The sequence below is a fragment of the Pseudomonas sp. BNK-44-b genome, from assembly GCF_047456245.1.
Lineage (GTDB): Bacteria > Pseudomonadota > Gammaproteobacteria > Pseudomonadales > Pseudomonadaceae > Aquipseudomonas > Aquipseudomonas machongensis.
On sequence record NZ_CP179908.1, the window covers coordinates 5,758,982 to 5,781,474 of the forward strand.

Here is a 22,493-nt window from a genome sequence, read left to right on the forward strand (position 1 = left end):
CCTCGTTTTCTGTGTTTTTCGGAGTTCGCCATGGCCATTGCAGTGCCCCTGAATGAAGGCGCAGGTCCAAGTCTCAAACAGCGCCTCAAGCGCGCCGAACGGGTCAACCGCTGGAAGGCCCAGGCGTTGATCGCGCCGCTGGCGCTGTTCCTGCTGCTGGTGTTCCTCGTGCCGATCGCCGCACTGTTGTACAAGAGCGTCGAAAACCCCGAGGTGGTCGCGGGCCTGCCGCGCACCGTCGAAGCCGTGTTGCAGTGGGACGGCAAGAGCCTGCCCGACGAGGCGGTGTACAAGGCTCTCAGCGAGGACCTGGCCGAATCGCGCAAGAATCAGACCCTGGGCGAGCTTTCCAAGCGCCTGAACATGGAGCTGGCCGGCTACCGCAGCCTGCTGTCCAAGACAGCACGTGCACTGCCGTTCAAGACCGAACCGGCTTCCTATAAAGACGCCCTGCAGACCCTTGATGAGCGCTGGGGCGACCCGGCCTACTGGCAGGCAATTCGCCGTAACACCAGCGAGGTGACACCTTTCTATCTGCTGGCCTCGCTGGATCACCGCATCGATGATCTGGGCGAACTGGCCAAAACCACCCCTGACCAGGCCATTTATCTGGACATTTTTGCCCGCACCCTGTGGATGGGGGTGGTGATCACCGTGATCTGCCTGGTGCTGGCTTATCCACTCGCCTACCTGCTGGCCAACCTGCCGACCCGGCAGAGCAACCTGTTGATGATCCTGGTGTTGTTGCCGTTCTGGACTTCGATCCTGGTGCGGGTGGCGGCGTGGATCGTGCTGTTGCAGTCTGGCGGCCTGATCAATAGCGCGCTCATGGCCATTGGCATCATCGATCAGCCGCTGGAGCTGGTGTTCAATCGCACCGGGGTCTACATCTCCATGGTGCACATCCTGCTGCCATTCATGATCCTGCCGTTGTACAGCGTGATGAAGGGTATTTCGCCCAGCTACATGCGTGCTGCGATTTCGCTGGGCTGTCATCCGTTCGCCAGCTTCTGGCGAGTGTACTTCCCGCAGACCTACGCTGGTGTCGGCGCCGGCTGCCTGCTGGTGTTCATCCTTGCCATCGGCTATTACATCACCCCCGCCCTGCTGGGCAGCCCGAACGACCAGATGGTCAGCTATTTCGTCGCCTTCTACACCAACACCAGCATCAACTGGGGCATGGCCACGGCCCTGGGCGGGTTGCTGTTGCTGGCAACCGTGCTGCTGTACCTGATCTATAGCTGGCTGGTCGGCGCCAGCCGCCTGCGCCTGAGCTGAGGAGCCTTGTCATGCTGAGCCCTTACATGTCGCCCGTGGAGCGGGTCTGGTTCTACAGCCTGCGCATTCTCTGCGGCCTGATCCTGTTGTTCCTGGTCTTGCCTGTGCTGGTGATCATTCCGCTGTCGTTCAACAGCGGCAGCTTCCTGGTGTATCCGCTGCAAGGCTTTTCGCTGCAGTGGTACCAGGACTTCTTCGCCTCTGCCGAGTGGATGCGCGCGCTGAAGAACAGCATCATCGTCGCTCCGGCGGCCACGGTACTGGCCATGGTGTTCGGCACCCTGGCCGCGATCGGCCTGACCCGCGGCGACTTCCCCGGCAAGTCGCTGGTGATGGCGCTGGTGATTTCGCCGATGGTGGTACCGGTGGTGATCATCGGTGTGGCCAGCTACTTGTTCTTCGCGCCGCTGGGGATGGGTAACAGCTTCATTTCGTTGATCCTGGTGCACGCGGTGCTGGGCGTGCCGTTCGTGATCATCACCGTGTCGGCGACCCTTCAGGGGTTCAACTACAACCTGGTGCGCGCCGCGGCCAGCCTCGGCGCCTCGCCCTTGCTGACCTTCCGTCGGGTGACCTTGCCGCTGATTGCGCCGGGCGTGATTTCCGGAGCGCTGTTCGCCTTTGCCACGTCCTTCGATGAGGTGGTGGTGACGCTGTTCCTCGCTGGCCCCGAGCAGGCCACCTTGCCGCGGCAGATGTTCAGTGGCATTCGCGAGAACCTGAGCCCGACCATTGCGGCGGCGGCCACGTTGCTGATTGCGTTTTCGGTGATCCTGCTGCTGACCCTGGAGTGGTTGCGCGGGCGCAGCGAGAAGTTGCGGACCCAGCAGCCGGCCTGATCCTGCGGCGGCTGTACCGGCCTCATCGCGGGGCAAGCCCGCTCCCACAGTTGCCCCGCGATGAGGCCGGTACAGACAACCCCGGTTCCGTGCACCGTTCGACACCAATTGATACCAATCAGCCCCCGTCCACTTCCCTGAGTTACAATGCGCGCCACCGTGATTTCCACCACATAGGTGCGCCATGCAGCCCTACGCTATTGCCCCCTCCATTCTTTCCGCCGATTTCGCCCGCCTGGGCGAGGACGTCGACAAGGTTCTGGCCGCCGGGGCCGACATCGTCCACTTCGATGTCATGGACAACCACTACGTGCCCAATCTGACCATCGGTCCGATGGTCTGCACGGCACTGCGCAAGTACGGCGTGACCGCACCGATCGATGTGCACCTGATGGTCAGCCCGGTCGACCGCATCATCGGCGACTTCATCGAGGCCGGCGCTACCTACATCACCTTCCACCCGGAAGCGTCGCAACACATCGACCGTTCGCTGCAACTGATCAAGGACGGCGGCTGCAAGGCCGGCCTGGTATTCAACCCGGCCACCAGCCTGGACGCACTGAAATACGTGATGGACAAGGTCGACATGGTCCTGCTGATGAGCGTCAACCCCGGCTTCGGCGGGCAGAAGTTCATCCCAGGCACCCTCGACAAGCTGCGCGAGGCCCGCGCGCTGATCGATGCCAGCGGGCGTGATATCCGCCTGGAGATCGATGGCGGCGTCAACGTCGGCAACATCCGTGAAATCGCCGCTGCTGGCGCTGACACCTTCGTGGCCGGCTCGGCGATCTTCAACGCCCCCGACTACCAGGAAGTGATCGCCAAGATGCGCGCCGAACTGGCCCAGGCCCGCCCATGAGTGGCTTCGAGCAGCTGTTCCCGGGGACGCTGCCCAGGCTGGTGATGTTCGATCTGGACGGTACGTTGATCGATTCGGTACCGGACCTGGCCGCCGCCGTGGACCGCATGCTGCTCGAACTGGGGCGCCCGGCCGCAGGGCTGGATGCCGTGCGCCAGTGGGTGGGCAACGGTGCCGAGGTGCTGGTGCGCCGCGCCCTGGCCGGCGGCATCGAGCACGATGCCGTCGATGCGCAACTGGCTGAGCGTGCGCTGGCACTGTTCATGGGAGCTTATGGCGAAAGCCATGAGCTGACCGTGGTCTACCCAGGCGTGCGCGACACCTTGCGCTGGTTGCGCAAGCAGGGCGTGGAGATGGCGCTGATCACCAACAAGCCCGAACGCTTTGTCGGGCCGTTGCTGGACCAGATGAAGATCGGTCGCTATTTCCGCTGGATCATCGGTGGCGACACCCTGCCACAGAAGAAACCCGACCCGGCGGCGTTGCTGTTCGTCATGAAGATGGCCGGCATTGCGCCCGAGCAGTCGCTGTTCGTCGGCGATTCGCGCAGTGACGTGCAGGCGGCCAGGGCAGCGGGGGTCAAGAGCGTCGGCCTGACCTACGGCTACAACCACGGACGGCCGATCGACGAGGAGTCGCCGAGCCTGGTACTCGACGATCTGCGCCTGCTGTTGCCCGGTTGCTTAGTCACCGACACTGGGATAACGTGGGCGGACCTTCAAGCCTCCCAAGACAGAGACTCCACTGTGGGTGTTACCGGCAAATTCTGGATGAAAGTCATCAAGGCCCTGGCCCGTTGGCGCTGGCGCGCCTGACTCCCGCTCGCCGGCGCCTGCCGGCCCGTCCGCTTGCCCCAACCCATTGCTGCTTGCCACGAGGCTACCCATGACCCGCGAAGAATTCCTGCGCCTGGCCGCTGCCGGCTACAACCGCATTCCCCTGGCCTGTGAAACCCTGGCCGACTTCGATACGCCGCTGTCGATCTACCTGAAGCTTGCCGACCAGGCCAACTCTTATCTGCTCGAGTCCGTGCAGGGCGGGGAGAAGTGGGGGCGCTACTCGATGATCGGTTTGCCTTCGCGCACTGTGATGCGCGTGCACGGCTACCGGGTGAGCATCCTGCACGATGGCGTCGAGGTAGAGAGCCACGAGGTCGAGGATCCACTGGCCTTCGTCGAGTCGTTCAAGGACCGCTACAAGGTCGCCGACATTCCTGGGCTGCCGCGCTTCAATGGTGGCCTGGTCGGCTATTTCGGCTATGACTGCGTGCGCTATGTCGAAAAGCGCCTGGGCGCCTGCCCGAACCCGGATCCGCTGGGGGTGCCGGACATCCTGCTGATGGTCTCCGACGCCGTGGTGGTGTTCGACAACCTCGCCGGCAAGATGCACGCGATCGTGCTGGTCGACCCGTCTGAGGAGCAGGCGTTCGAGCAAGGCAAGGCGCGTCTGGATGGCTTGCTCGACAAGCTGCGCCAGCCAATCACCCCGCGTCGGGGGCTGGACCTCAGCGGGCCGATGGCCGCCGAGCCTGAATTCCGCTCCAGCTACACCCGGGACGACTACGAGAATGCGGTCGGGCGGATCAAGGAATACATCCTCGCTGGCGACTGCATGCAGGTCGTACCGTCGCAGCGCATGTCCATCGACTTCAAGGCTGCGCCCATCGACCTGTACCGGGCGCTGCGCTGCTTCAACCCGACCCCCTACATGTACTTCTTCAACTTCGGCGACTTCCATGTGGTCGGCAGCTCGCCGGAAGTGCTGGTGCGGGTCGAGGATAATCTGGTCACCGTACGTCCGATCGCCGGCACCCGCCCGCGCGGCGCCAACGAAGAGGCCGACCGCGCGCTGGAAGACGACCTGCTGTCGGACGACAAGGAAATCGCCGAGCACCTGATGCTGATCGACCTGGGGCGCAACGATGTGGGGCGTGTGTCGTCCACGGGCAGCGTGCGCCTGACCGAGAAAATGGTGATCGAGCGTTATTCGAACGTCATGCATATCGTCTCGAACGTCACCGGCGAGTTGGCCGAGGGGCTGACGGCGATGGACGCACTGCGTGCGATCTTGCCGGCCGGCACCTTGTCGGGCGCGCCGAAGATCCGGGCGATGGAGATCATCGACGAGCTGGAGCCGGTCAAGCGGGGTGTCTATGGTGGTGCAGTGGGTTACTTTGCCTGGAACGGCAACATGGACACCGCCATTGCCATCCGTACTGCGGTGATCAAGGACGGCGAACTGCACGTGCAGGCCGGTGGCGGCATCGTGGCCGACTCGGTACCGGCACTGGAGTGGGAAGAGACCATCAACAAGCGTCGGGCGATGTTCCGTGCCGTGGCGCTGGCCGAGCAGACGCCGCGCGGCTGATGGATGAAAAAACGGCGCTCTGATGAGCGCCGTTTTTTTGGTGGTGTGAGTGGGCTGCTGCGCAGCCCATCGCGGGGCCAGCCCGCTCCTACAGGTTCACTGCAATTGCTGTAGGAGCGGGCTGGCACCGCGACGGGTTAACCCTCAAAAGTCCAGGCTCACCGCCAGGCTTACCCCCTGTTGGCGCAGTTCATCGCTCTTGCGCCAGTTGTAATTGCCCCGCAGGTTCACCCCCGGCACCAGTTCATGGCTGAGGCCCAGGCTCGCGCGGGTCAGGTTGCTGTGCGGCGTGTAGCCGGCGAGGGTGAAGTCGTTGCCCGGCAGGGTGGTCAGGTGCATGGTCAGGTCCTGGCGGTCATCCTCGAACTCGTGCTCGCGCGCGACCTCGGCGAACAACCGCGTGCTCGGCAGCACTTGCACACTGCCCAGCAGTCCTGCACCCAGGCGGCGGGATTTGCGGTCCTGGTCGTCGAAAGCCAGGGCCGTGGAGCGTCCGCTCTTCTCGTCGTAGCCATCGACCTTGACTCGCGCATAGTCGGCGCTGATGAACGGCGCCAATTGCCAGCTGCTCGCGTCGGCGGCCAGGTTGTAGCCCAGTCGCCCGCTGATGGCCCAGGCCTCGCCATCGGTATCGCCTTTTTCGGTGCGCTCGCTGGCGCCCAGGGCGAAGCTGCGTTTGAGATCGCTGTAGTCCAGGTGCCCGGCAGTCAGCGTCGCATCGGCCCACCAGCGGTTCTGGCGGAACTGGGCGAAGGCACTGGCCAGGTAGCTGTCGAGCTTGTAGTCCGAATCCTGTTGGCCTGCCTCCAGTTTCTGTCTGTAGACGCCTACTGCCAGGCCGACGCGCCAGGCATCATCGAGTCGGTAGCTACCGCCGAGGGTCAGGTTGTAACCGCGACCATCGCCACTTGCCGAACTGCGCTGGCTGCCGAAGTCCAGATCCTGGGCGCCGGTGGCGACGAAGGCTTGCCACTGACCAACTGCCTGCCAGGGTGTCTGCCACTGGTTGCGCAGCTCATCCTGATGGGCGCGCAGGCTGGCGTGGGCCATTTCCGGAAGCAGCGTCAGTTCCCAAGGGGCGGCGAGGATGGAATAGGCGTAGTCGGCGATCAGTTGCTGGCCAGCAATGGTCGGGTGTACCGAGTCGTTGAACAGCAGCCGGGTTGGGTCGGGGTTGGTGCCGTTGGCGCCATAGACCGGGTTTTGCACGCAGCTGTCGCCGCTGTAGCAGGTACCGACCAGGTTCTGGTCGGCGGCCAGGCCGAACTCCGCCGGGCTGCGCAGGGCCTCGCCGAGCAGGGTGGGGATGTTCAGCGGGATGATTTCAGCGTCGATCTGGCGCAACTTGTTGAGCAGCGACTGGTTGAACACGCCCGAAAGCTGCGACAGCGGGCCCTGCTGCGGCGTACCGCTGAAATTCGGGGTCTGCCCCAGATCGGGCAGCAGCCACACCATGATGTAGCGCGCTCCGCCCTGCTGCAGGGCCTGGGCACTGGCGGCCAGCCGCGCGCCAGCGGCGGCTGCATCGGCGGCGCTGTTGACCTGCCCCTGCAGGAAGTCATTACCGCCACCGGTGACGTAGTAGAGCGCATTCGGGTCGGCTCGCAAGCCGTTGGCCAGGTAGCCGGGGCGCTCACGCAGGACGAGACCTGCGCCAGGGCGCCCGGGTGGAATCACCGCCTCGGAGGTGTCGGTGATCGAGTCGAGGATCTGCTGTGTCGTGTAGCCGCCGACGGCCCAGTTGTTGCCGTCGGGGCGACCTTGCACAAGATTGACCCGCGAGGTGGATGGGCCCAGTTCCGTGTCGGAAAAGCCCAGCCTCCCGCCAAGGATCATGGGTGACACCGGGGCATAGTTGCCGTTCGCATCGCGATTGGTGAAACGCATGCCCGGTGTGCCACCGGTGAGGTCAGGGAACTGTCCCGCATCGCTCAGGCTGTCGCCGAATACGATCAGCGAAGAGTACGGCGAGGGCGCCGCCATGGCCTGGCTGCAGGCGAGGGTGAGCAGGCACAGGGCCGTGCGCAGGAAAGGTGGCTGTCGCATGTGGAAGTTCCTTTTCATTGTTTTTATGGAGACAAGCCCGAAGACCTTAGCAAAAAAGCACGCAGTCCGTTCGTTCCCCAGTATTTGCGGCGTATTGCGCCTGCCGTCGCGGTAGGCTACTGTGCCGGGACGTATGAGCGAGAACTACCCCGTGTTGATCGTCAGCAAACTCCTGATGCGCGTTATCAAGGCTCACGCCCGTTGGCGTTGGCGCGCCTGACTCTTTCTCCTGCCGGTCCTGCCCGGCCCGCCCCCGTTTGCCCTCCTGTCGTTCCATCTTCGCTGTCGCGGTAGAGCCGCGCCCATGTCGAGGCAGGAAGGTTCGAAAGCACAGTCAGTAGATTCAAGAGGTTGACCCCAGATGTTACTGATGATCGACAATTACGACTCCTTCACCTACAACGTCGTCCAGTACCTCGGCGAGTTGGGTGCCGAGGTCAAGGTCATTCGCAACGACGAACTGACCATCGCCCAGATCGAAGCCCTCAACCCGGAGCGCATCGTCGTTTCGCCCGGCCCTTGCACGCCCAGCGAGGCAGGCGTTTCCATCGAGGCCATCCTGCACTTTGCCGGCAAGCTGCCGATCCTCGGTGTGTGCCTGGGCCACCAGTCCATCGGCCAGGCGTACGGCGGTGACGTGGTGCGTGCCCGCCAGGTAATGCACGGCAAGACCAGCCCGGTGTTCCACCGCGACCTGGGTGTGTTCGCCGGCCTGAACAACCCGTTGACCGTGACCCGCTACCATTCGCTGGTGGTCAAGCGCGAAACCCTGCCGGACTGCCTCGAAGTCACCGCCTGGACTGCCCATGCAGACGGTTCGGTCGACGAGATCATGGGCCTGCGCCACAAGACCTTGAACATCGAAGGGGTGCAGTTCCACCCCGAGTCCATCCTCACCGAGCAGGGCCACGAGCTGTTCGCCAACTTCCTCAAGCAGACCGGCGGCCGCCGCTAAGGATCGATCATGGATATCAAGAGCGCGCTGAGCCGCATCGTCGGCCACCTGGACCTGTCCACAGACGAAATGCGCGATGTCATGCGTCAGATCATGACCGGACAATGCACCGAGGCGCAGATCGGCGCCTTTCTGATGGGCATGCGCATGAAGAGCGAGAGCATCGACGAGATCGTCGGCGCCGTTTCGGTCATGCGTGAGCTGGCCGACAAGGTCGAGCTCAAGAGCCTCGACGGCGTGGTCGACATCGTCGGCACCGGCGGCGACGGGGCCAACATCTTCAACGTTTCCACGGCTTCGGCCTTCGTGCTCGCCGCGGCCGGTTGCCCGGTGGCCAAGCACGGCAACCGCGCGGTGTCCGGCAAGAGCGGCAGCGCCGACCTGCTGGAGGCGGCCGGTATCTACCTGAACCTTACGCCAGTGCAGGTGGCCCGCTGCATCGATAGCCTGGGGATCGGTTTCATGTTCGCCCAGACTCACCACAGTGCGATGAAGCATGCTGCCGGCCCGCGCCGCGACCTGGGCCTGCGTACGCTCTTCAACATGCTCGGCCCGCTTACGAATCCGGCCGGTGTGAAGCACCAGGTGGTTGGCGTATTCACCCAGGCCCTGTGCCGCCCGCTCGCCGAAGTGCTGCAGCGCCTGGGCAGCAAGCATGTGCTGGTGGTGCACTCCAAGGATGGCCTGGACGAATTCAGCCTGGCCGCGCCGACTTTCGTGGCGGAATTGAAGAACGGTGAGATCACCGAATACTGGGTCGAACCGGAAGACCTTGGCATGAAGAGCCAGAGCCTGCATGGCCTGGCGGTCGAGGACCCACAGGCTTCGCTGGCGCTGATCCGTGACGCCCTGGGCCGACGCAAGACCGAAAACGGCCAGAAAGCTGCCGAAATGATCGTGCTCAACGCTGGCGCCGCGCTGTATGCCGCCGACCATGCGATGAGCCTGAAGTCGGGCGTCGAACTCGCCCACGATGTGCTGCACACCGGCCTTGCCTGGGAAAAACTCCAGGAGCTGGGCGCCTTTACCGCGGTATTCAAGCAGGAGAACGGAGCATGAGCGTACCGACGGTGCTGGAAAGGATCATCGCCCGCAAGTTTCAGGAAGTGGCCGAGCGCAGCGCGCGCGTGAGCCTCGCCGAACTGGAGCGTCTGGCCAAGGGCGCCGATGCTCCCCGCGGCTTCGCCAACGCCTTGATCGAACAGGCCAAGCGCAAGCAGCCTGCGGTCATCGCTGAGATCAAGAAGGCCTCGCCGAGCAAGGGCGTGATCCGCGAGCACTTCGTGCCTGCGGAAATCGCGGTGAGCTACGAGAAGGGCGGCGCCACCTGCCTGTCGGTACTCACCGACGTGGATTACTTCCAGGGCGCAGACGAGTACCTGCAACAGGCCCGCGCTGCCGTGTCGTTGCCGGTGATCCGCAAGGACTTCATGGTCGATCCCTACCAGATCGTCGAAGCCCGCGCCCTGGGCGCCGACTGCGTGCTGCTGATCGTCTCGGCACTGGACGATGTGAAGATGGCCGAGCTGGCCGCCACCGCCAAGGATGTCGGTCTCGACGTGCTGGTGGAGGTACACGATGGCAATGAGCTCGAGCGTGCGCTGAAAACCCTCGACACGCCACTGGTGGGGGTCAACAACCGCAATCTGCACACCTTCGAGGTCAGCCTGGACACCACCCTCGACTTGCTGCCGCGCATTCCGCGTGACCGCCTGGCGGTCACCGAGAGCGGTATCCTCAACCGCGCCGACGTGGAGCTGATGGAAATCAACGAGGTGTATTCGTTCCTGGTGGGCGAGGCCTTCATGCGTGCGGAGCAACCGGGGTTGGAACTGCAGAGGCTGTTCTTCCCGGATCAGGTGAAGAAGACTGTTCAGCCTCTGGACTGATCAAAAAACGAAGCCGGCTTGATGCCGGCTTTTTTGTATGACTGTTCTGGCCCTTTCGCGGGCCAGTGAACCAGATTTCCAAGGTGGATCAATGACCGATCAACCCCTGGCCCTCACCGTCGAGCAGGGCCTGCATGCCGAACAGGAGCTGCTCGCCGCCGTCTGCCGTGGCGAGCGTGAGTCCGGCGTGCTGTTCTGGCGCCCCACCGATCATGCTCTGGTCATGCCGCGACGAATGAGTCGTCTCGACAACTTCGAAGCCGCCTGTGCCGAGCTGGCGATCGCTGGCTGGCCGGTGTTGCTGCGTGAAACCGGTGGAGAGCCGGTGCCGCAGTCCCATTCGACCGTGAACGTGGCGCTGGTCTACGTCGCACCGCGCAGCGAAGGTGACCACGGACGCATCGAGAACGCTTACGAGCGCCTGTGCCTGCCGCTGTGCGATGTCTTGCGCGAATGGGGTGGTGTGGCGTCGGTCGGGGAGATCGACGGTGCGTTCTGCGATGGGCGCTACAACGTCAATCTCAACGGCCGCAAGCTGGTCGGCACTGCCCAGCGCTGGCGCCAAGGGCTGGGCGGCAAGCGCCCGGTGGTGCTGGTGCATGGCGCGCTGCTGCTGGACAACGAGCGCGAGTCGATGGTGGCGGCGGTCAACCGCTTCAACGACTGCTGTGGGCTGGAGCAACGTTGCCGCGCCGACAGCCATATTGCCTTGCATGAAGTGGTGCCCGCAGCCCCTTGGTTCGAGCGGCTGTCCCAGGCCTACGCCGAGGTGATCGCGGCGCTGCCCAAGGATTAGCGGGTGCCGTAGACCACCATGGTCTTGCCCTTGACCTGCACCAGGCTGCGTTCCTCAAGATCCTTGAGCACCCGGCCGACCATCTCGCGCGAACAGCCGACGATCCGCCCGATCTCCTGACGGGTGATCTTGATCTGCATGCCGTCGGGGTGGGTCATGGCATCCGGCTGCTTGCACAGGTCGAGCAGGCAACGGGCGACGCGGCCGGTGACGTCGAAGAAGGCCAGGTCGCCGACCTTGCGCGTTGTGTTGCGCAGGCGCTGGGCCATCTGGCTGCCAAGGGCGTAGAGAATGTCCGGATCGTGACGGGCCAGCTCGCGGAACTTGTCGTAGCTGATCTCGGCCACTTCGCACTCGGTCTTGGCCCGTACCCAGGCGCTGCGCTGCTGTTCGGGGCCCGCTGGTTCGAACAACCCCAATTCACCGAAGAAGTCACCATTGTTGAGGTAGGCGATGATCATCTCATGACCTTCGTCGTCCTCGATCAGGATGGTCACCGATCCCTTGACGATGAACGACAGCGTCTCGGCCCGGTCGCCGGCGCAGATGATGTTGCTCTTGGCGGCATAGCGGCGGCGTTGGCAGTGCACCAGCAGCTTGTCGATATTCTTGATCTTGGCAGGGAGTGCTGAGGCTACCATCACGAAAATCCTGTTCGAGCGACGCAGAGGCATTTTTGTAGGAGGTTACTGACGGCGGGCGCCAGTGATTTGGCGTCAGCTTATCAGACACTTCGGCTTTATCGGCATGAAACCCCAACGTCTTGAGCTTTTCCGACAGCGCTACAAGGTCTAAGCTGACGACCTTTTACGAAATCAGGAGTCCGGATAGATGAAGGCACGCATCCAGTGGGCCGGTGAGGCCATGTTCCTCGGTGAGTCGGGGAGTGGGCATGTCGTGGTCATGGACGGTCCTCCCGAGGCTGGCGGTCGTAACCTGGGCGTACGCCCGATGGAGATGCTGCTGCTCGGCCTGGGTGGCTGCAGCAGTTTCGATGTGGTCAGCATCCTGAAGAAATCCCGACAGGCGGTGGAAAGCTGCGAAGCTTTTCTCGAGGCTGAGCGCGCCAGCGAAGATCCCAAGGTATTCACCAAGATCCACCTGAACTTCGTGGTCAAGGGCCGTGGCCTCAAAGAGGCGCAGGTCAAGCGAGCGGTCGAGCTGTCGGCCGAGAAGTATTGCTCGGCATCGATCATGCTCGATCGTGCGGGTGTGGAGATCACCCATGGCTACGAGATCGTAGAGCTGGGTTGAAGTGGTGGGGCCGCCTGGCGGCCCCTTTTCAGTCGCGCAGGGCCGGTAACGCGTCGAGCAACCATTGCGGCAGCTTTGCCCGCAACGACTGGCTCAGGTGCTCGCGGCGTTTCTGGTAAGCCAACCCAAGGCCGATAACGCCAAGCCCGATCAGGGTGATTACTACCGGGAACAGCAACGACTCGGCGAACACGTCATACGACAGGTAGCCCAGGTACGCCGCCACGCCCATGGCGCCGAATACCATGAACATCGGTCGGCGCAGCAGCACTGCACATCCCATCAGGCCAAGGTTGATCAGACAATAGAGCGCCTTGCCCAGCTCACTGTCGCTGTTCATCGAAGTCAACCCGCCCCAGAATGCCAGAAGCCCTGCCAGATAGCCCCAGTAGGCGTAATCGCGGCGCGTGCGACCATCGACAGCCAGGAACACGGCCAGCAACAGCAGGCCGAACCACACCGAGACCTTCTGGCGCTGCTCCCAACTGAACACTTCGCCGTAGAACCATTCGCTGAGGTCCATGGACATGAACCACAAGGCCACGGCAATTGGCATCACGATGAAGGGGAAAGGCACCAGGCGCAGCATCGCCACCCCGGCGACGACGGTTGCCGCTTCCATGAGCAGCCAGCCGCCCTGCACGTAGGTGTAGTACTGGTGGTAGTCGAACTGCAGGTCATCCAGCGGCCACCAGCCGAGCAGGCGCTCGATGGCGAAGACTGCCAATGGCACGATGCTCACGGCCACCGCAGCGAGAACGCCAGCAGCAATGACCTGTCCGCGGCGCTGGAGTGACAGGGCGAACAGGGTAAGCGCGGCGATATAGAGAAGGGCGGCGGTCAGCAGTGCTGTATCACCAATGCGCATCCAGGCTTCGGTGAGCAACCAGCCCATGGCGGCCATGATCAGCAGGGCGCCGAAGTAGAAGGCGACATGGGCCAGCTGGAACCGGCCCTGTTGTTGCGGTTGCTGGCGCAGGAACTCGAGCAGCGCTCGATCCTGTCCTGGCTGGAGAATGCCGGCGCTTACGGCGCTGGCCAGTTCCTTGGCATCGAAGCGCTCGGTCATCGGCTCGTCCTAGATTCGGTAGGTGCTCTTGGTCATCACCTTGGCCAGCAGGCTCATGCCGAAACGCACCGGGGCAGGGAAGCGGTAGCCGCCTGCTTCCAGTGCGGATTCGGCGTGTTGCTCTTCATCGACGCGCATCTGCTCGAGAATGGCGCGGGATTTTTCGTCTTCCTCGGGGATCTGTTCGAGGTGCTCGTCCAGGTGCTTGCAGACCTGATGTTCGGTGGCGGCGACGAAGCCCAGGCTGACCTTGTCGCTGACCAGGCCGGCGAGGGCACCGATGCCGAACGACATGCCATAGAACAACGGGTTGAGCACACTGGGATGACTGCCCAGTTGGCGGATGCGCTGTTCGCACCAGGCCAGGTGGTCGATCTCTTCCTCGGCGGCATGCTCCATGGCCTTGCGTACCTGCGGCAGCTTGGCGGTCAGTGCCTGGCCTTGGTAGAGCGCCTGGGCGCAGACTTCACCGGTATGGTTGATGCGCATCAGGCCGGCGATATGGCGGGTCTGGGACTCGTCCAGCTCGGCGTCAGGCTGGATGATCGCGGGCGAGGGACGGGAAGGTTGGCCGCTGAAGGGCAGCAAGGTGCGCATGGCGGTGTCAGCCTGCAGCAACAAGCGGTCGAGCGGTGAATAGTGACGTTCGGTAGCCATCGGGCACCTCCACTAAAGTGATGCCCGACAGTTTAACTCAATCATGCCGGATGGGCTTGCCTTGGGTCAGCCCGGTGGCCAGTTCATCTGACGCTGGCCGAGCACGTGCATGTGGATGTGATAGACCGTCTGCCCACCCTTGGGGTTGCAATTCATGACCACGCGGAAACCTTCCTCGCAGCCCTGCTCGACGGCCAGGCGCTGGGCGGTGAACAGGATGTGGCCAGCCAGTGCCTTGTCCTCTTCGGTCAGGTCGTTGAGGGTCGGGATGTGCTTTTTCGGGATGACCAGAAAATGTACCGGCGCCGCAGGGGCGATATCCTTGAAGGCCAGGATCTGGTCGTCTTCGTAGATGATATCCGCCGGGATTTCCCGGTTGATGATCTTGAGGAATAGATCGTCCACGTCACTTGCTCCTTGGTGAGGGTCGAAGCGCAGTGTACTCAGCGAAGCGCTGCTCGGACAGAGGTCATTCGGCGCCGATCGGGCAGTAGCGACGATGGATCACGCCCGCCAGCTTGCGGCTCAACCAGCGCGGCAGAAGGCGTGGGGCGAAGGCCAGCCAGCGATTGCGTCGGCCTGGCATGATCAGGGCGTGGTTCTTGTCCAGCGCGCGCACTGTGTAGAGCGCCACTTCTTCGGCACTCAGGCAGCGCGAACTGCCCTCCAGTCGCGGGATGTGTCGTTTTGCCGAGCGGATCGGGCCCGGGCACAACACCGACACCTTGATCCCGGTACGACGCAGTTCTTCGCGCAGGGCTTCCGAGAAACTCAGTACATAGGCCTTGCTGGCGCTGTAGCAGGCCATCCACGGACCTGGCGCGGCGCTGGCCAGTGAGGCTACGTTGAGGATCTGGCCGCCACCGTGCACCGCCATCAGGTTGCCGATCGCGTGGCACAGGCGGGTCAGGGCGAGGATATTGACCTCCAGCAGGTCTTGTTCGTCGGCCCACTCATGGGCCAGGAAGGGCCCGTAGGTGCGCTGGCCGGCACAGTTGACCAGCAGGTCGATGCGCCGCTCGCCCTCTTCCAGCTCAAGTACGAATCCCGACAGGCGCAAAGGCTGGCTGAGGTCGCAGGCGCGCAGCAGAACCTCGACACCGAAGCGCTGGGTCAGCTCGATCGCGATCGGTTCGAGGGTTTCACGATGGCGTGCCACCAGGATCAGGTTGCGCCCGCGCCGCGCCAGGGCCTCCGCCAGGGCCAGGCCCAGGCCGCTGGAAGCTCCGGTGATCATGGCGTAACGGGTCATGCAAGGCTCCTGGGGGCGGAAGAGGGCGCCTAGTGTACAGCTTGGCCGGGGCGGTTGTGGTCTTTTGCAGGGGCTTCAGCGCGCCAGTTCAGCGCTGCGAAGCTGGGCTGCCTGGTATTCGTCACGCAGGCGCTCGATCAGCGCTGCCGTATCGGGCAGGTCATGGATACCGCCCGCGCCCTGGCCAGCCGACCACACGGTTTTCCAGGCCTTGGCTTCTTCATCCAGCGGTTTGAGCTTGACCTCGCCCGGGTTGTGCTTGAGCGCGGCCATGTCGTAACCGGCCTGCTCCAGACTCTGGCGCAGAAAGCTGGCCGGTACACCCGACACCGCCGGGGTGTGGACGATATCGGCAGCATGGGCATCGAGGAGCATTTTCTTGTAGGCGTCCTGGGCTTGGCTCTCGCGGGTGGCGATGAAGCGTGTGCCCATGTATGCGAGATCGGCGCCCAGCAGACGTGCCGCGAGAATTTCGTGACCGTGGTTGATGCAACCGGCCAACAGCAGGGTCTTGTCGAAGAATTGGCGGATCTCCGCGACCAGGGCGAACGGGCTCCAGGTCCCGGCATGACCGCCGGCGCCCGCAGCCACGGCGATCAGGCCATCGACGCCGGCTTCGGCGGCTTTCTCGGCGTGACGACGGGTGGTGACATCGTGGAACACCAGGCCGCCATAACCGTGCACTGCGTCCACTACCTCCTTCACCGCGCCCAGGCTGGTGATCACGATGGGAACCTGGTGCTCCACGCACAGGGCGAGATCGGCCTGCAGGCGCGGGTTGCTCGGGTGCACGATGAGGTTGACGGCATAAGGCGCGGGCGCATGCAACTGCGCGAGCCCTGCCTCGATCTCCTCCAGCCAGGCCTTGAAGCCGGCACTGTCGCGCTGGTTCAACGCCGGAAAACTGCCCACCACACCGTTGGCGCAGCAAGCCAGGACCAGCTGCGGGTTGGAAATCAGGAACATCGGCGCGGCAACCACAGGCAGTCGCAGACGGTGTTCAAGTGTTGCGGGCAGGGACATGGCAAGGCTCCTTTGCTCAGGGGGTATGCTCAGAACGGTTTGACCACCACCAGAATTACGACAGCCAGCAGGATCAATACCGGTACTTCGTTGAACCAGCGGTAGTACACATGGCTGCGGGTGTTCTGCCCGGCGGCGAAGCGTTTGCGCTGTGCGCCGCATACGTGATGGTAGCCGGTCAGCAGGATCACCAGGGTCAGCTTGGCATGCAGCCAGCCTTGGCTCAGCCAGCCGGGCGTGAGGTAGAGCATCCAGATACCGAACACGTAGGTGGCGATCATCGCCGGGTTCATGATGCCGCGGTACAGCTTGCGCTCCATGGTGACGAAGCGTTCCTGGCTGATGCTGTCCTGGCTCTGGGCGTGATAGACGAACAGGCGCGGCAGGTAGAACAGACCTGCGAACCAGCAGACCACGCTGACGATATGCAGCGCCTTGATCCAGAGATAGAGCATGGGGGAGTTCCTTCAGGTTTTCACGGTGGTCAGATAGTAGTGGTCCGGCGCTGCGAAGGGGTACCCAAGAGTTGTTACAGGCGTCACGTAACCCTATTATCGTGCGCTTTCCAGTGGTCTCGTTGATGAGGGGCAAGCGTTATGATCAAGGTCGGTATCGTCGGCGGCACGGGTTACACCGGTGTCGAACTGTTGCGCCTGCTGGCACAGCACCCACAGGCCGAGGTAGCGGTCATCACATCGCGCTCCGAGGCGGGTGTCGCGGTGGCCGACATGTACCCGAACCTGCGCGGCCACTATGACGGTTTGCAGTTCAGCGTACCGGACAGCAAGACGCTCGGCGCCTGTGACGTGGTGTTCTTCGCCACACCGCATGGCGTTGCCCATGCCCTGGCCGGCGAGTTGCTGGCTGCCGGGACCAAAGTCATCGACCTGTCTGCCGACTTCCGTCTGCAGGACGCTGTCGAGTGGGGCAAGTGGTACGGCCAGCCGCATGGCGCGCCGGAACTGCTCAAGGATGCCGTCTACGGCCTGCCTGAAGTGAACCGCGAGAAGATCCGCCAAGCGCGCCTGATCGCCGTGCCGGGTTGCTACCCGACCGCGACCCAGCTTGGTTTCCTGCCATTGCTCGAAGCGGGTCTGGCCGATCCGTCGCGCCTGATTGCCGACTGCAAGTCGGGTGTCAGTGGCGCCGGCCGTGGTGCTGCAGTGGGCTCGCTGTTCTGCGAGGCCGGCGAAAGCATGAAGGCCTATGCAGTCAAAGGGCACCGCCACCTGCCGGAAATCAGCCAGGGCCTGCGCCTGGCAGCGGGCAAGGATATCGGTCTGACCTTCGTGCCTCACCTGACTCCAATGATTCGCGGTATTCATGCCACCCTCTACGCGAATGTTGTCGACACCTCGGTCGACCTGCAGGCGCTGTTCGAGAAACGCTATGCGAACGAGCCGTTCGTCGACGTGATGCCGGCCGGTAGTCACCCTGAGACCCGCAGCGTGCGTGGCGCCAACGTCTGCCGTATCGCCGTCCATCGCCCGCAGGGTGGTGATCTGGTGGTGGTGCTGTCGGTGATCGACAACTTGGTCAAGGGCGCGTCCGGCCAGGCGGTGCAGAACCTGAACATCCTGTTCGGGCTGGATGAGCGCATGGGCCTGTCCCACGCTGGCCTGCTGCCTTAATCGTCAAGCAGGTGAATAGGCCCGCCTCGTGCGGGCCTTTTCGTTTGTGTCGACCAAAGCCGCACAATTCTTGACCAATTTTCTCGGAGAAGCGGATAATGCGCGTCATCGAGTTTTATGGCGGCTTACGCCGGGAGAACCAACATGAGCGTTGAAACCTTCACCCCCACCGCTTTGGAGTTTACCCAAGGGGCTGCGCACAAGGTGAAGACCCTGGTATCCGAAGAAGGCAATGATCGCCTCAAGCTGCGTGTGTTCGTCACAGGCGGCGGCTGCTCGGGTTTCCAGTACGGCTTCACCTTCGATGAAGACGTGGCCGAGGACGACACCATTGTCGAGCGCGAAGGCGTTTCGCTGGTCGTTGACCCAATGAGCTTCCAGTATCTGGCGGGCGCCGAAGTGGACTACCAGGAAGGCCTGGAAGGCTCGCGCTTCGTGATCAAGAACCCGAACGCCGCTACCACCTGCGGGTGCGGTTCGTCGTTTTCGATCTGAGTCGCGCTTGAACGAAAACGCTGCGCAATTGCGCGGCGTTTTCGTTTCTGTCTTTCAGGCTGGGTAGATCGCGCCCAGTACTCGTAGCCCTCTGGCAGCCGTGACACTTGGGCGGTTAGCCGGGATGCCTTCGAGGCAGCAATGAGCCAGCCATGCGAATGCCATTGCCTCGACCCAGTCCGGATCGATACCTTGGGCGCTGGTGCTGGTCACTTTCGCGGCAGGCAGCAAGGCGGCCAGCCGATTCATCAGGGTGCCATTGCGCGCGCCACCGCCGCAGACCATCAGGGCCTCGGTATCCTGCTGGGCATTGCGCAAGGCATCGGTGATGCTGCGTGCAGTCAGCTCCAGCAGCGTGGCCTGAACGTCTTCGTCGCGGTAGTGCGGCAACGTTGCCAGGTGGGCATCGAGCCAGGGCAGGTTGAATACCTCGCGCCCGGTGCTCTTGGGGCCGTTGCCGGCAAAGAACGGGTCGCTCAGCAGTGCCGCCAGCAATTGGTCCTGCACCTTGCCACTCGCCGCCCATGCGCCATCGGCGTCGAAGGTCTGGCCGCGCTTGCGCTCGATCCATGCATCCAGCAGCACATTGCCCGGGCCGCAGTCGAAGCCATGTACCGGAGTGTCCTGGGCAATTAGGCTCAGGTTGCTGAAGCCGCCGACGTTGAGTACGGCCAGGCGCTGTCCCAGATGGCCGAACAAGGCTTCGTGGAAGGCCGGGACCAGCGGTGCGCCCTGGCCACCTGCGGCCACATCGCGGCGACGGAAATCACCCACCACGCAGATGCCGGTCAACTCGGCGAGCAAGGCCGGATTACCGATCTGCACGGTGAAGCCTCGGGCCGGTTCGTGGCGGATGGTCTGGCCGTGGCTGCCGATGGCGCGGATGGCGCTGGGCTCGAGTTTCTGCTCGGTCAACAATTGCCGGATGCCTTCTGCAGCAAGGCCAGCCCAGCGGTTCTCGGCCAGCGCTGCCCGTGCGATCTCGTCAGGGCCGCTGGCGCAGAGGCTCAGCAGGTCCTGGCGAAGGTCGGAGGGCATGGGCAGGTAGCGGGTGGCGAGCAACCGGGGCTGCTCGCGTTGTTCGATCAGGGCAATGTCCAGGCCGTCAAGGCTGGTGCCGGACATCACCCCCAGGTAGAACGCCATGAATCAGCGCTTGTTGGCGGCGAGCAGCGTGGCCTTTTCCTGATCCATGCGAGCGATCAGGGGTTGGCTTTGCTGCATGAAGCGCTGGCGCTCGGCCTTGGCGATCGGATCGGCCATCGGCACCTTCTGGCTCAGCGGGTCGACATGGACGCCGTTGACCTGGAACTCGTAGTGCAGGTGTGGGCCAGTGGAGAGACCGGTGGTGCCGATATAGCCGATGATCTGGCCCTGCTTGACGTTGCTGCCGGTCTTGATGCCTTTGGCGAAGCCCTGCATGTGGCCATACAGGGTCTTGTAGGTGTTGCCGTGGGCGATGATGACGGTGTTGCCGTAGCCGCCCCGGCGGCCGGCCAGCTCGATGCGGCCATCACCGGCTGCCTTGATTGGCGTGCCGCGAGGCGCTGCATAGTCGACACCCTTGTGGGCGCGAATCTTGTTCAGGATCGGGTGCTTGCGTCCAGCGGAGAAGCGCGAGCTGATGCGGGCGAAGTCTACGGGTGTGCGGATGAACGCCTTGCGCAGGCTGTTGCCGTCAGCGGTGTAGTAGCTGGTATTACCCTGTTTGTTGGTGTAGCGCACGGCGGTGTAGGTCTTGCCGCGATTGGTGAAACGCGCCGAGAGGATGTTGCCGGTGCCGATCACCTTGCCATCCATGACCTTCTGTTCGTAGACCACGTCGAATTCGTCGCCAGGGCGGATGTCCTGGGCGAAGTCGATGTCGTAGCCCAGCACGCGGGCCATATCCATGGTCAGGCTGTGGGAAAGGCCGGCACGTTGGGCCGAGGCCGAGAGCGAGCTCTTGATGACGCCATGGGCGTAGGCGGTTCGCACCAGGGGCTTGGTGATTTCGCGCTCGAACGCGTAACCCTTGTCGGTCTTGTTCAGGCGGATGCTTTCGAGGTTGCTGACCTGGCTGTGCAAGCTGGCCAGTTGGCCGTCCTTGTCCAGCTCGAACTGCAGCACCTGGCCGTGTTTAAGCTGGCTGAACTGCTTGGCTTGCTTGTCGCTGGCCAGCACGTCATGCACGACGTTGGCAGGCAGGCCCACTTTGGCGAACAGCGTGGAGAGGGTGTCGCCACGGGCGACCACGACTTCGCGATGGCCGGGAGCCTTGTCTTGCGCCTTTTCCTGTGCGACGGGTTGCGGTTGCTCGGCGGCCTGTTCTGTAGCGGGTTCATCCCCTTCGATCTGGGCGAAGGGCGAGCCGGTGGATTCGGTGGACTGCACCAGCGGTGCGGCCTTGGATTCGTCCTTGAGTTGCTCGGCCGGGGTTTCGAGCTCGAGGCTGAGGGTGGTCTTCTTCGCTTCTACGTCGCTGGAGGGAAATACCAGCAAGGCCAGGCTGAGCAGGGCGGCGATGCCGCTGGCGGCCAACAGATGGCTTTTCGGATAAAGCGGGGGCGCTTTAGGCGTGTCGTTGGTCATAGATAAGGTGACTTTGAAAAAGTGAATGAAAAAGGTGACTGAATACGCTGAAAAAGATGAATGACATGATGAAGATGAAATAACTGTATAAAATATAACCAAATCCATTTTCGCGCAAGGGCGCGTAGACGCCGCAAGGCGCCTCTCGGGTCACATTCCTTTGCGAAACTTGTATTTGACGGCCGATCTTGTATGGTTGGTCCCCTTTGAATCTGAGCCTTGCGGGTCTGTCTATGAAGTCGGTTGAAGAGCAGCTGGCGCTTATCAAGCGCGGTGCGGAAGAGGTGTTGGTCGAGTCGGAACTGGTGGAGAAGCTCAAGCGCGGCCAGCCGCTGCGTATCAAGGCTGGCTTCGACCCAACGGCTCCTGATCTGCATCTGGGCCATACCGTACTGATCAACAAGCTGCGGCAGTTCCAGGAGCTGGGGCACCACGTGATCTTCCTGATCGGTGACTTCACCGGCATGATCGGTGACCCGAGCGGCAAAAGTGCCACGCGCCCGCCGCTGACCCGTGAGCAGGTTCTGGACAACGCTGAAACCTATAAACAGCAAGTGTTCAAGATTCTCGACCCGGCCAAGACCGAGGTAGCGTTCAACTCCACCTGGATGGATACGCTGACCCCGGCCGACTTCATTCGTCTGGCGTCCCAGTACACCGTCGCGCGCATGCTCGAGCGTGACGACTTCGACAAGCGCTACACCAGCCAGCAGCCGATCGCCATCCATGAGTTCCTCTATCCGCTGGTGCAGGGTTACGACTCGGTTGCGCTCAAGGCTGATGTCGAACTGGGTGGTACCGACCAGAAGTTCAACCTGCTGATGGGGCGTGAGCTGCAGCGCGCCTACGGTCAGGAAGCTCAGAACATCGTGACCATGCCGTTGCTGGAAGGGCTCGATGGCGTGAAGAAGATGTCCAAGTCGCTGGGCAATTATGTGGGTATCCAGGAAGCGCCTGGGGTGATGTACAGCAAGTTGGTGTCGATTCCGGATACGCTGATGTGGCGTTACTTCGAGCTGCTGAGCTTCCGCTCCATGGAGGAAATCGATCAGTTTCGTGCCGATGTCGAGAAGGGCGCGAACCCTCGTGACATCAAGATCAAGCTGGCCGAAGAGATCGTGGCGCGTTTCCATGGTGAAGAGGCTGCGGCGAACGCTCACCGCGCTGCCGGCAACCGCATGAAGGATGGCGAGCTGCCGGAAGATCTTCCGGAGATCGAAGTGGTTGCGGCTGAGGCCCTGCCGATCGCGGCGGTGCTCAATCGTGCGGGCCTGGTGAAGAACTCGGCACAGGCGCGGGATCTGCTAGGCAGTGGTGCGGTCAAGGTTGATGGTGCAGTCATCGACAAGGACTTCATGTTCGCGCTGGGTGCTACCCATGTGTGCCAGGCGGGCAAGAAGTCGTTTGGACGGGTTACGCTGAAGGCTGAGTGATCGCCTGATGGTGCAGCTATATATAAGCGGGGAGGCCGACAGGCCTCCCCGCTGTGTTCTCAGCGATCTGAAAGATTCT

General features: G+C 62.9%; 23 protein-coding genes. 13 read left to right on the top strand and 10 right to left on the bottom strand.

Features of this window, described 5'->3' with window-relative positions; translation table 11 throughout:
* The first annotated feature begins 30 nt into the window (after nucleotides 1-30).
* The 5 genes from ACMGGG_RS26090 to trpE all read left to right on the top strand — a co-directional run bounded on the left by ACMGGG_RS26090 (nucleotide 31) and on the right by trpE (nucleotide 5,343).
* The gene (locus ACMGGG_RS26090; protein WP_112897189.1) at nucleotides 31-1,278 is read left to right on the top strand and encodes an ABC transporter permease; all 1,248 of its coding nucleotides are present in this window, start codon (nucleotides 31-33) and stop codon (nucleotides 1,276-1,278) included.
* An 11-nt stretch (nucleotides 1,279-1,289) separates the two neighbouring features.
* The gene (locus tag ACMGGG_RS26095; RefSeq protein WP_054892233.1) at nucleotides 1,290-2,117 is read left to right on the top strand and encodes an ABC transporter permease; all 828 of its coding nucleotides are present in this window, start codon (nucleotides 1,290-1,292) and stop codon (nucleotides 2,115-2,117) included.
* A gap of 184 nt (nucleotides 2,118-2,301) precedes the next feature.
* Nucleotides 2,302-2,976 carry a ribulose-phosphate 3-epimerase gene (gene rpe / locus ACMGGG_RS26100; protein ID WP_054892234.1) on the top strand — a complete coding sequence of 225 codons (675 nt, stop codon included), beginning with the start codon at nucleotides 2,302-2,304 and terminating at the stop codon, nucleotides 2,974-2,976.
* Complete coding sequence (locus ACMGGG_RS26105) at nucleotides 2,973-3,791, top strand: phosphoglycolate phosphatase (protein ID WP_414154675.1); 819 nt, start codon at nucleotides 2,973-2,975, stop codon at nucleotides 3,789-3,791. Before rpe ends, ACMGGG_RS26105 begins: the two co-directional genes overlap by 4 nt.
* Before the next feature lie 70 nt (nucleotides 3,792-3,861).
* On the top strand, nucleotides 3,862-5,343 hold the full coding sequence (gene trpE, locus ACMGGG_RS26110; RefSeq protein ID WP_063542442.1) for an anthranilate synthase component I: 1,482 nt from the start codon (nucleotides 3,862-3,864) through the stop codon (nucleotides 5,341-5,343).
* Nucleotides 5,344-5,487: 144 nt separating this feature from the next.
* On the opposite strand, the gene estP is transcribed toward trpE, so the two are convergent.
* Complete coding sequence (estP, locus tag ACMGGG_RS26115) at nucleotides 5,488-7,389, bottom strand: esterase EstP (RefSeq protein WP_414154676.1); 1,902 nt, start codon at nucleotides 7,387-7,389, stop codon at nucleotides 5,488-5,490.
* A gap of 361 nt (nucleotides 7,390-7,750) precedes the next feature.
* Between estP and ACMGGG_RS26120 the strand changes: the two genes are divergently transcribed.
* The 4 genes from ACMGGG_RS26120 (at nucleotide 7,751) to ACMGGG_RS26135 (ending at nucleotide 11,029) form a co-directional block, all read left to right on the top strand.
* Nucleotides 7,751-8,344 (top strand): aminodeoxychorismate/anthranilate synthase component II, encoded by a 594-nt coding sequence (locus ACMGGG_RS26120; protein ID WP_054892238.1) that lies wholly within the window; start codon nucleotides 7,751-7,753, stop codon nucleotides 8,342-8,344.
* Nucleotides 8,345-8,353: 9 nt separating this feature from the next.
* Nucleotides 8,354-9,403: an anthranilate phosphoribosyltransferase gene (gene trpD / locus ACMGGG_RS26125; protein WP_054892239.1), complete on the top strand. Its 1,050-nt coding sequence runs from the start codon at nucleotides 8,354-8,356 to the stop codon at nucleotides 9,401-9,403.
* Nucleotides 9,400-10,233: an indole-3-glycerol phosphate synthase TrpC gene (trpC, locus tag ACMGGG_RS26130; RefSeq protein WP_414154677.1), complete on the top strand. Its 834-nt coding sequence runs from the start codon at nucleotides 9,400-9,402 to the stop codon at nucleotides 10,231-10,233. The genes trpD and trpC overlap by 4 nt, the downstream gene beginning before the upstream one ends.
* 91 nt (nucleotides 10,234-10,324) lie before the next feature.
* Nucleotides 10,325-11,029 carry a biotin/lipoate A/B protein ligase family protein gene (locus ACMGGG_RS26135; RefSeq protein ID WP_063542450.1) on the top strand — a complete coding sequence of 235 codons (705 nt, stop codon included), beginning with the start codon at nucleotides 10,325-10,327 and terminating at the stop codon, nucleotides 11,027-11,029.
* On the opposite strand, the gene crp is transcribed toward ACMGGG_RS26135, so the two are convergent.
* Nucleotides 11,026-11,670 (bottom strand): cAMP-activated global transcriptional regulator CRP, encoded by a 645-nt coding sequence (gene crp / locus ACMGGG_RS26140; protein ID WP_054925379.1) that lies wholly within the window; start codon nucleotides 11,668-11,670, stop codon nucleotides 11,026-11,028. The genes ACMGGG_RS26135 and crp overlap by 4 nt on opposite strands.
* A gap of 190 nt (nucleotides 11,671-11,860) precedes the next feature.
* On the opposite strand from crp, the gene ACMGGG_RS26145 reads away from it, so the two are divergent.
* Nucleotides 11,861-12,283, top strand: coding sequence for an OsmC family protein (locus ACMGGG_RS26145; protein ID WP_028689009.1), 423 nt, complete (start codon nucleotides 11,861-11,863; stop codon nucleotides 12,281-12,283).
* A 28-nt stretch (nucleotides 12,284-12,311) separates the two neighbouring features.
* Here ACMGGG_RS26145 and ACMGGG_RS26150 read toward each other — a convergent pair whose 3' ends face one another.
* The 6 genes from ACMGGG_RS26150 to hemJ all read right to left on the bottom strand — a co-directional run bounded on the left by ACMGGG_RS26150 (nucleotide 12,312) and on the right by hemJ (nucleotide 16,739).
* Nucleotides 12,312-13,352, bottom strand: a complete 1,041-nt coding sequence (locus ACMGGG_RS26150; RefSeq protein WP_414154678.1) for a DUF2157 domain-containing protein — start codon at nucleotides 13,350-13,352, stop codon at nucleotides 12,312-12,314.
* 9 nt (nucleotides 13,353-13,361) lie between these two features.
* Nucleotides 13,362-14,009, bottom strand: a complete 648-nt coding sequence (gene coq7 / locus ACMGGG_RS26155) for a 2-polyprenyl-3-methyl-6-methoxy-1,4-benzoquinone monooxygenase (RefSeq protein WP_112897195.1) — start codon at nucleotides 14,007-14,009, stop codon at nucleotides 13,362-13,364.
* A gap of 66 nt (nucleotides 14,010-14,075) precedes the next feature.
* Nucleotides 14,076-14,414: a histidine triad nucleotide-binding protein gene (locus tag ACMGGG_RS26160; protein ID WP_063542456.1), complete on the bottom strand. Its 339-nt coding sequence runs from the start codon at nucleotides 14,412-14,414 to the stop codon at nucleotides 14,076-14,078.
* Between the two features lie 64 nt (nucleotides 14,415-14,478).
* A complete protein-coding gene (locus ACMGGG_RS26165) occupies nucleotides 14,479-15,261 on the bottom strand; it encodes an SDR family NAD(P)-dependent oxidoreductase (RefSeq protein WP_063542458.1) in 783 nt (260 codons plus the stop codon).
* 75 nt (nucleotides 15,262-15,336) lie between these two features.
* Nucleotides 15,337-16,284 (bottom strand): NAD(P)H-dependent flavin oxidoreductase, encoded by a 948-nt coding sequence (locus ACMGGG_RS26170; protein WP_054892248.1) that lies wholly within the window; start codon nucleotides 16,282-16,284, stop codon nucleotides 15,337-15,339.
* A 29-nt stretch (nucleotides 16,285-16,313) separates the two neighbouring features.
* A complete protein-coding gene (gene hemJ, locus ACMGGG_RS26175; RefSeq protein WP_054892249.1) occupies nucleotides 16,314-16,739 on the bottom strand; it encodes a protoporphyrinogen oxidase HemJ in 426 nt (141 codons plus the stop codon).
* Nucleotides 16,740-16,880: 141 nt separating this feature from the next.
* Here hemJ and argC point away from each other — a divergent pair, with 141 nt between their 5' ends.
* Nucleotides 16,881-17,915: an N-acetyl-gamma-glutamyl-phosphate reductase gene (argC, locus tag ACMGGG_RS26180; protein ID WP_063542462.1), complete on the top strand. Its 1,035-nt coding sequence runs from the start codon at nucleotides 16,881-16,883 to the stop codon at nucleotides 17,913-17,915.
* Between the two features lie 144 nt (nucleotides 17,916-18,059).
* Entirely contained in the window at nucleotides 18,060-18,410 is a 351-nt protein-coding gene (gene erpA / locus ACMGGG_RS26185) for an iron-sulfur cluster insertion protein ErpA (protein WP_029615063.1), read from the top strand.
* A 54-nt stretch (nucleotides 18,411-18,464) separates the two neighbouring features.
* Here the strand turns inward: erpA and ACMGGG_RS26190 are convergent, their stop codons facing one another.
* Together ACMGGG_RS26190 and ACMGGG_RS26195 are read right to left on the bottom strand one after the other, a co-directional pair.
* Nucleotides 18,465-19,556, bottom strand: a complete 1,092-nt coding sequence (locus ACMGGG_RS26190) for an anhydro-N-acetylmuramic acid kinase (RefSeq protein WP_414154679.1) — start codon at nucleotides 19,554-19,556, stop codon at nucleotides 18,465-18,467.
* 3 nt (nucleotides 19,557-19,559) lie between these two features.
* On the bottom strand, nucleotides 19,560-20,981 hold the full coding sequence (locus ACMGGG_RS26195) for a peptidoglycan DD-metalloendopeptidase family protein (RefSeq protein WP_063542466.1): 1,422 nt from the start codon (nucleotides 20,979-20,981) through the stop codon (nucleotides 19,560-19,562).
* A 233-nt stretch (nucleotides 20,982-21,214) separates the two neighbouring features.
* Between ACMGGG_RS26195 and tyrS the strand changes: the two genes are divergently transcribed.
* Nucleotides 21,215-22,414, top strand: coding sequence for a tyrosine--tRNA ligase (tyrS, locus tag ACMGGG_RS26200; RefSeq protein ID WP_414154680.1), 1,200 nt, complete (start codon nucleotides 21,215-21,217; stop codon nucleotides 22,412-22,414).
* The last annotated feature ends 79 nt before the right edge of the window (nucleotides 22,415-22,493 follow it).

Excerpts from the sequence above, each read along its gene's own strand:
- ACMGGG_RS26090 (WP_112897189.1), top strand. The coding sequence starts at position 31 with ATGGCCATTGCAGTGCCCCTGAATGAAGGCGCAGGTCCAAGTCTCAAA.
- ACMGGG_RS26095 (WP_054892233.1), top strand. The coding sequence starts at position 1,290 with ATGCTGAGCCCTTACATGTCGCCCGTGGAGCGGGTCTGGTTCTACAGC.
- rpe (WP_054892234.1), top strand. The coding sequence starts at position 2,302 with ATGCAGCCCTACGCTATTGCCCCCTCCATTCTTTCCGCCGATTTCGCC.
- ACMGGG_RS26105 (WP_414154675.1), top strand. The coding sequence starts at position 2,973 with ATGAGTGGCTTCGAGCAGCTGTTCCCGGGGACGCTGCCCAGGCTGGTG.
- trpE (WP_063542442.1), top strand. The coding sequence starts at position 3,862 with ATGACCCGCGAAGAATTCCTGCGCCTGGCCGCTGCCGGCTACAACCGC.
- estP (WP_414154676.1), bottom strand. The coding sequence starts at position 7,389 with ATGCGACAGCCACCTTTCCTGCGCACGGCCCTGTGCCTGCTCACCCTC.
- ACMGGG_RS26120 (WP_054892238.1), top strand. The coding sequence starts at position 7,751 with ATGTTACTGATGATCGACAATTACGACTCCTTCACCTACAACGTCGTC.
- trpD (WP_054892239.1), top strand. The coding sequence starts at position 8,354 with ATGGATATCAAGAGCGCGCTGAGCCGCATCGTCGGCCACCTGGACCTG.
- trpC (WP_414154677.1), top strand. The coding sequence starts at position 9,400 with ATGAGCGTACCGACGGTGCTGGAAAGGATCATCGCCCGCAAGTTTCAG.
- ACMGGG_RS26135 (WP_063542450.1), top strand. The coding sequence starts at position 10,325 with ATGACCGATCAACCCCTGGCCCTCACCGTCGAGCAGGGCCTGCATGCC.
- crp (WP_054925379.1), bottom strand. The coding sequence starts at position 11,670 with ATGGTAGCCTCAGCACTCCCTGCCAAGATCAAGAATATCGACAAGCTG.
- ACMGGG_RS26145 (WP_028689009.1), top strand. The coding sequence starts at position 11,861 with ATGAAGGCACGCATCCAGTGGGCCGGTGAGGCCATGTTCCTCGGTGAG.
- ACMGGG_RS26150 (WP_414154678.1), bottom strand. The coding sequence starts at position 13,352 with ATGACCGAGCGCTTCGATGCCAAGGAACTGGCCAGCGCCGTAAGCGCC.
- coq7 (WP_112897195.1), bottom strand. The coding sequence starts at position 14,009 with ATGGCTACCGAACGTCACTATTCACCGCTCGACCGCTTGTTGCTGCAG.
- ACMGGG_RS26165 (WP_063542458.1), bottom strand. The coding sequence starts at position 15,261 with ATGACCCGTTACGCCATGATCACCGGAGCTTCCAGCGGCCTGGGCCTG.
- ACMGGG_RS26170 (WP_054892248.1), bottom strand. The coding sequence starts at position 16,284 with ATGTCCCTGCCCGCAACACTTGAACACCGTCTGCGACTGCCTGTGGTT.
- hemJ (WP_054892249.1), bottom strand. The coding sequence starts at position 16,739 with ATGCTCTATCTCTGGATCAAGGCGCTGCATATCGTCAGCGTGGTCTGC.
- argC (WP_063542462.1), top strand. The coding sequence starts at position 16,881 with ATGATCAAGGTCGGTATCGTCGGCGGCACGGGTTACACCGGTGTCGAA.
- erpA (WP_029615063.1), top strand. The coding sequence starts at position 18,060 with ATGAGCGTTGAAACCTTCACCCCCACCGCTTTGGAGTTTACCCAAGGG.
- ACMGGG_RS26190 (WP_414154679.1), bottom strand. The coding sequence starts at position 19,556 with ATGGCGTTCTACCTGGGGGTGATGTCCGGCACCAGCCTTGACGGCCTG.
- ACMGGG_RS26195 (WP_063542466.1), bottom strand. The coding sequence starts at position 20,981 with ATGACCAACGACACGCCTAAAGCGCCCCCGCTTTATCCGAAAAGCCAT.
- tyrS (WP_414154680.1), top strand. The coding sequence starts at position 21,215 with ATGAAGTCGGTTGAAGAGCAGCTGGCGCTTATCAAGCGCGGTGCGGAA.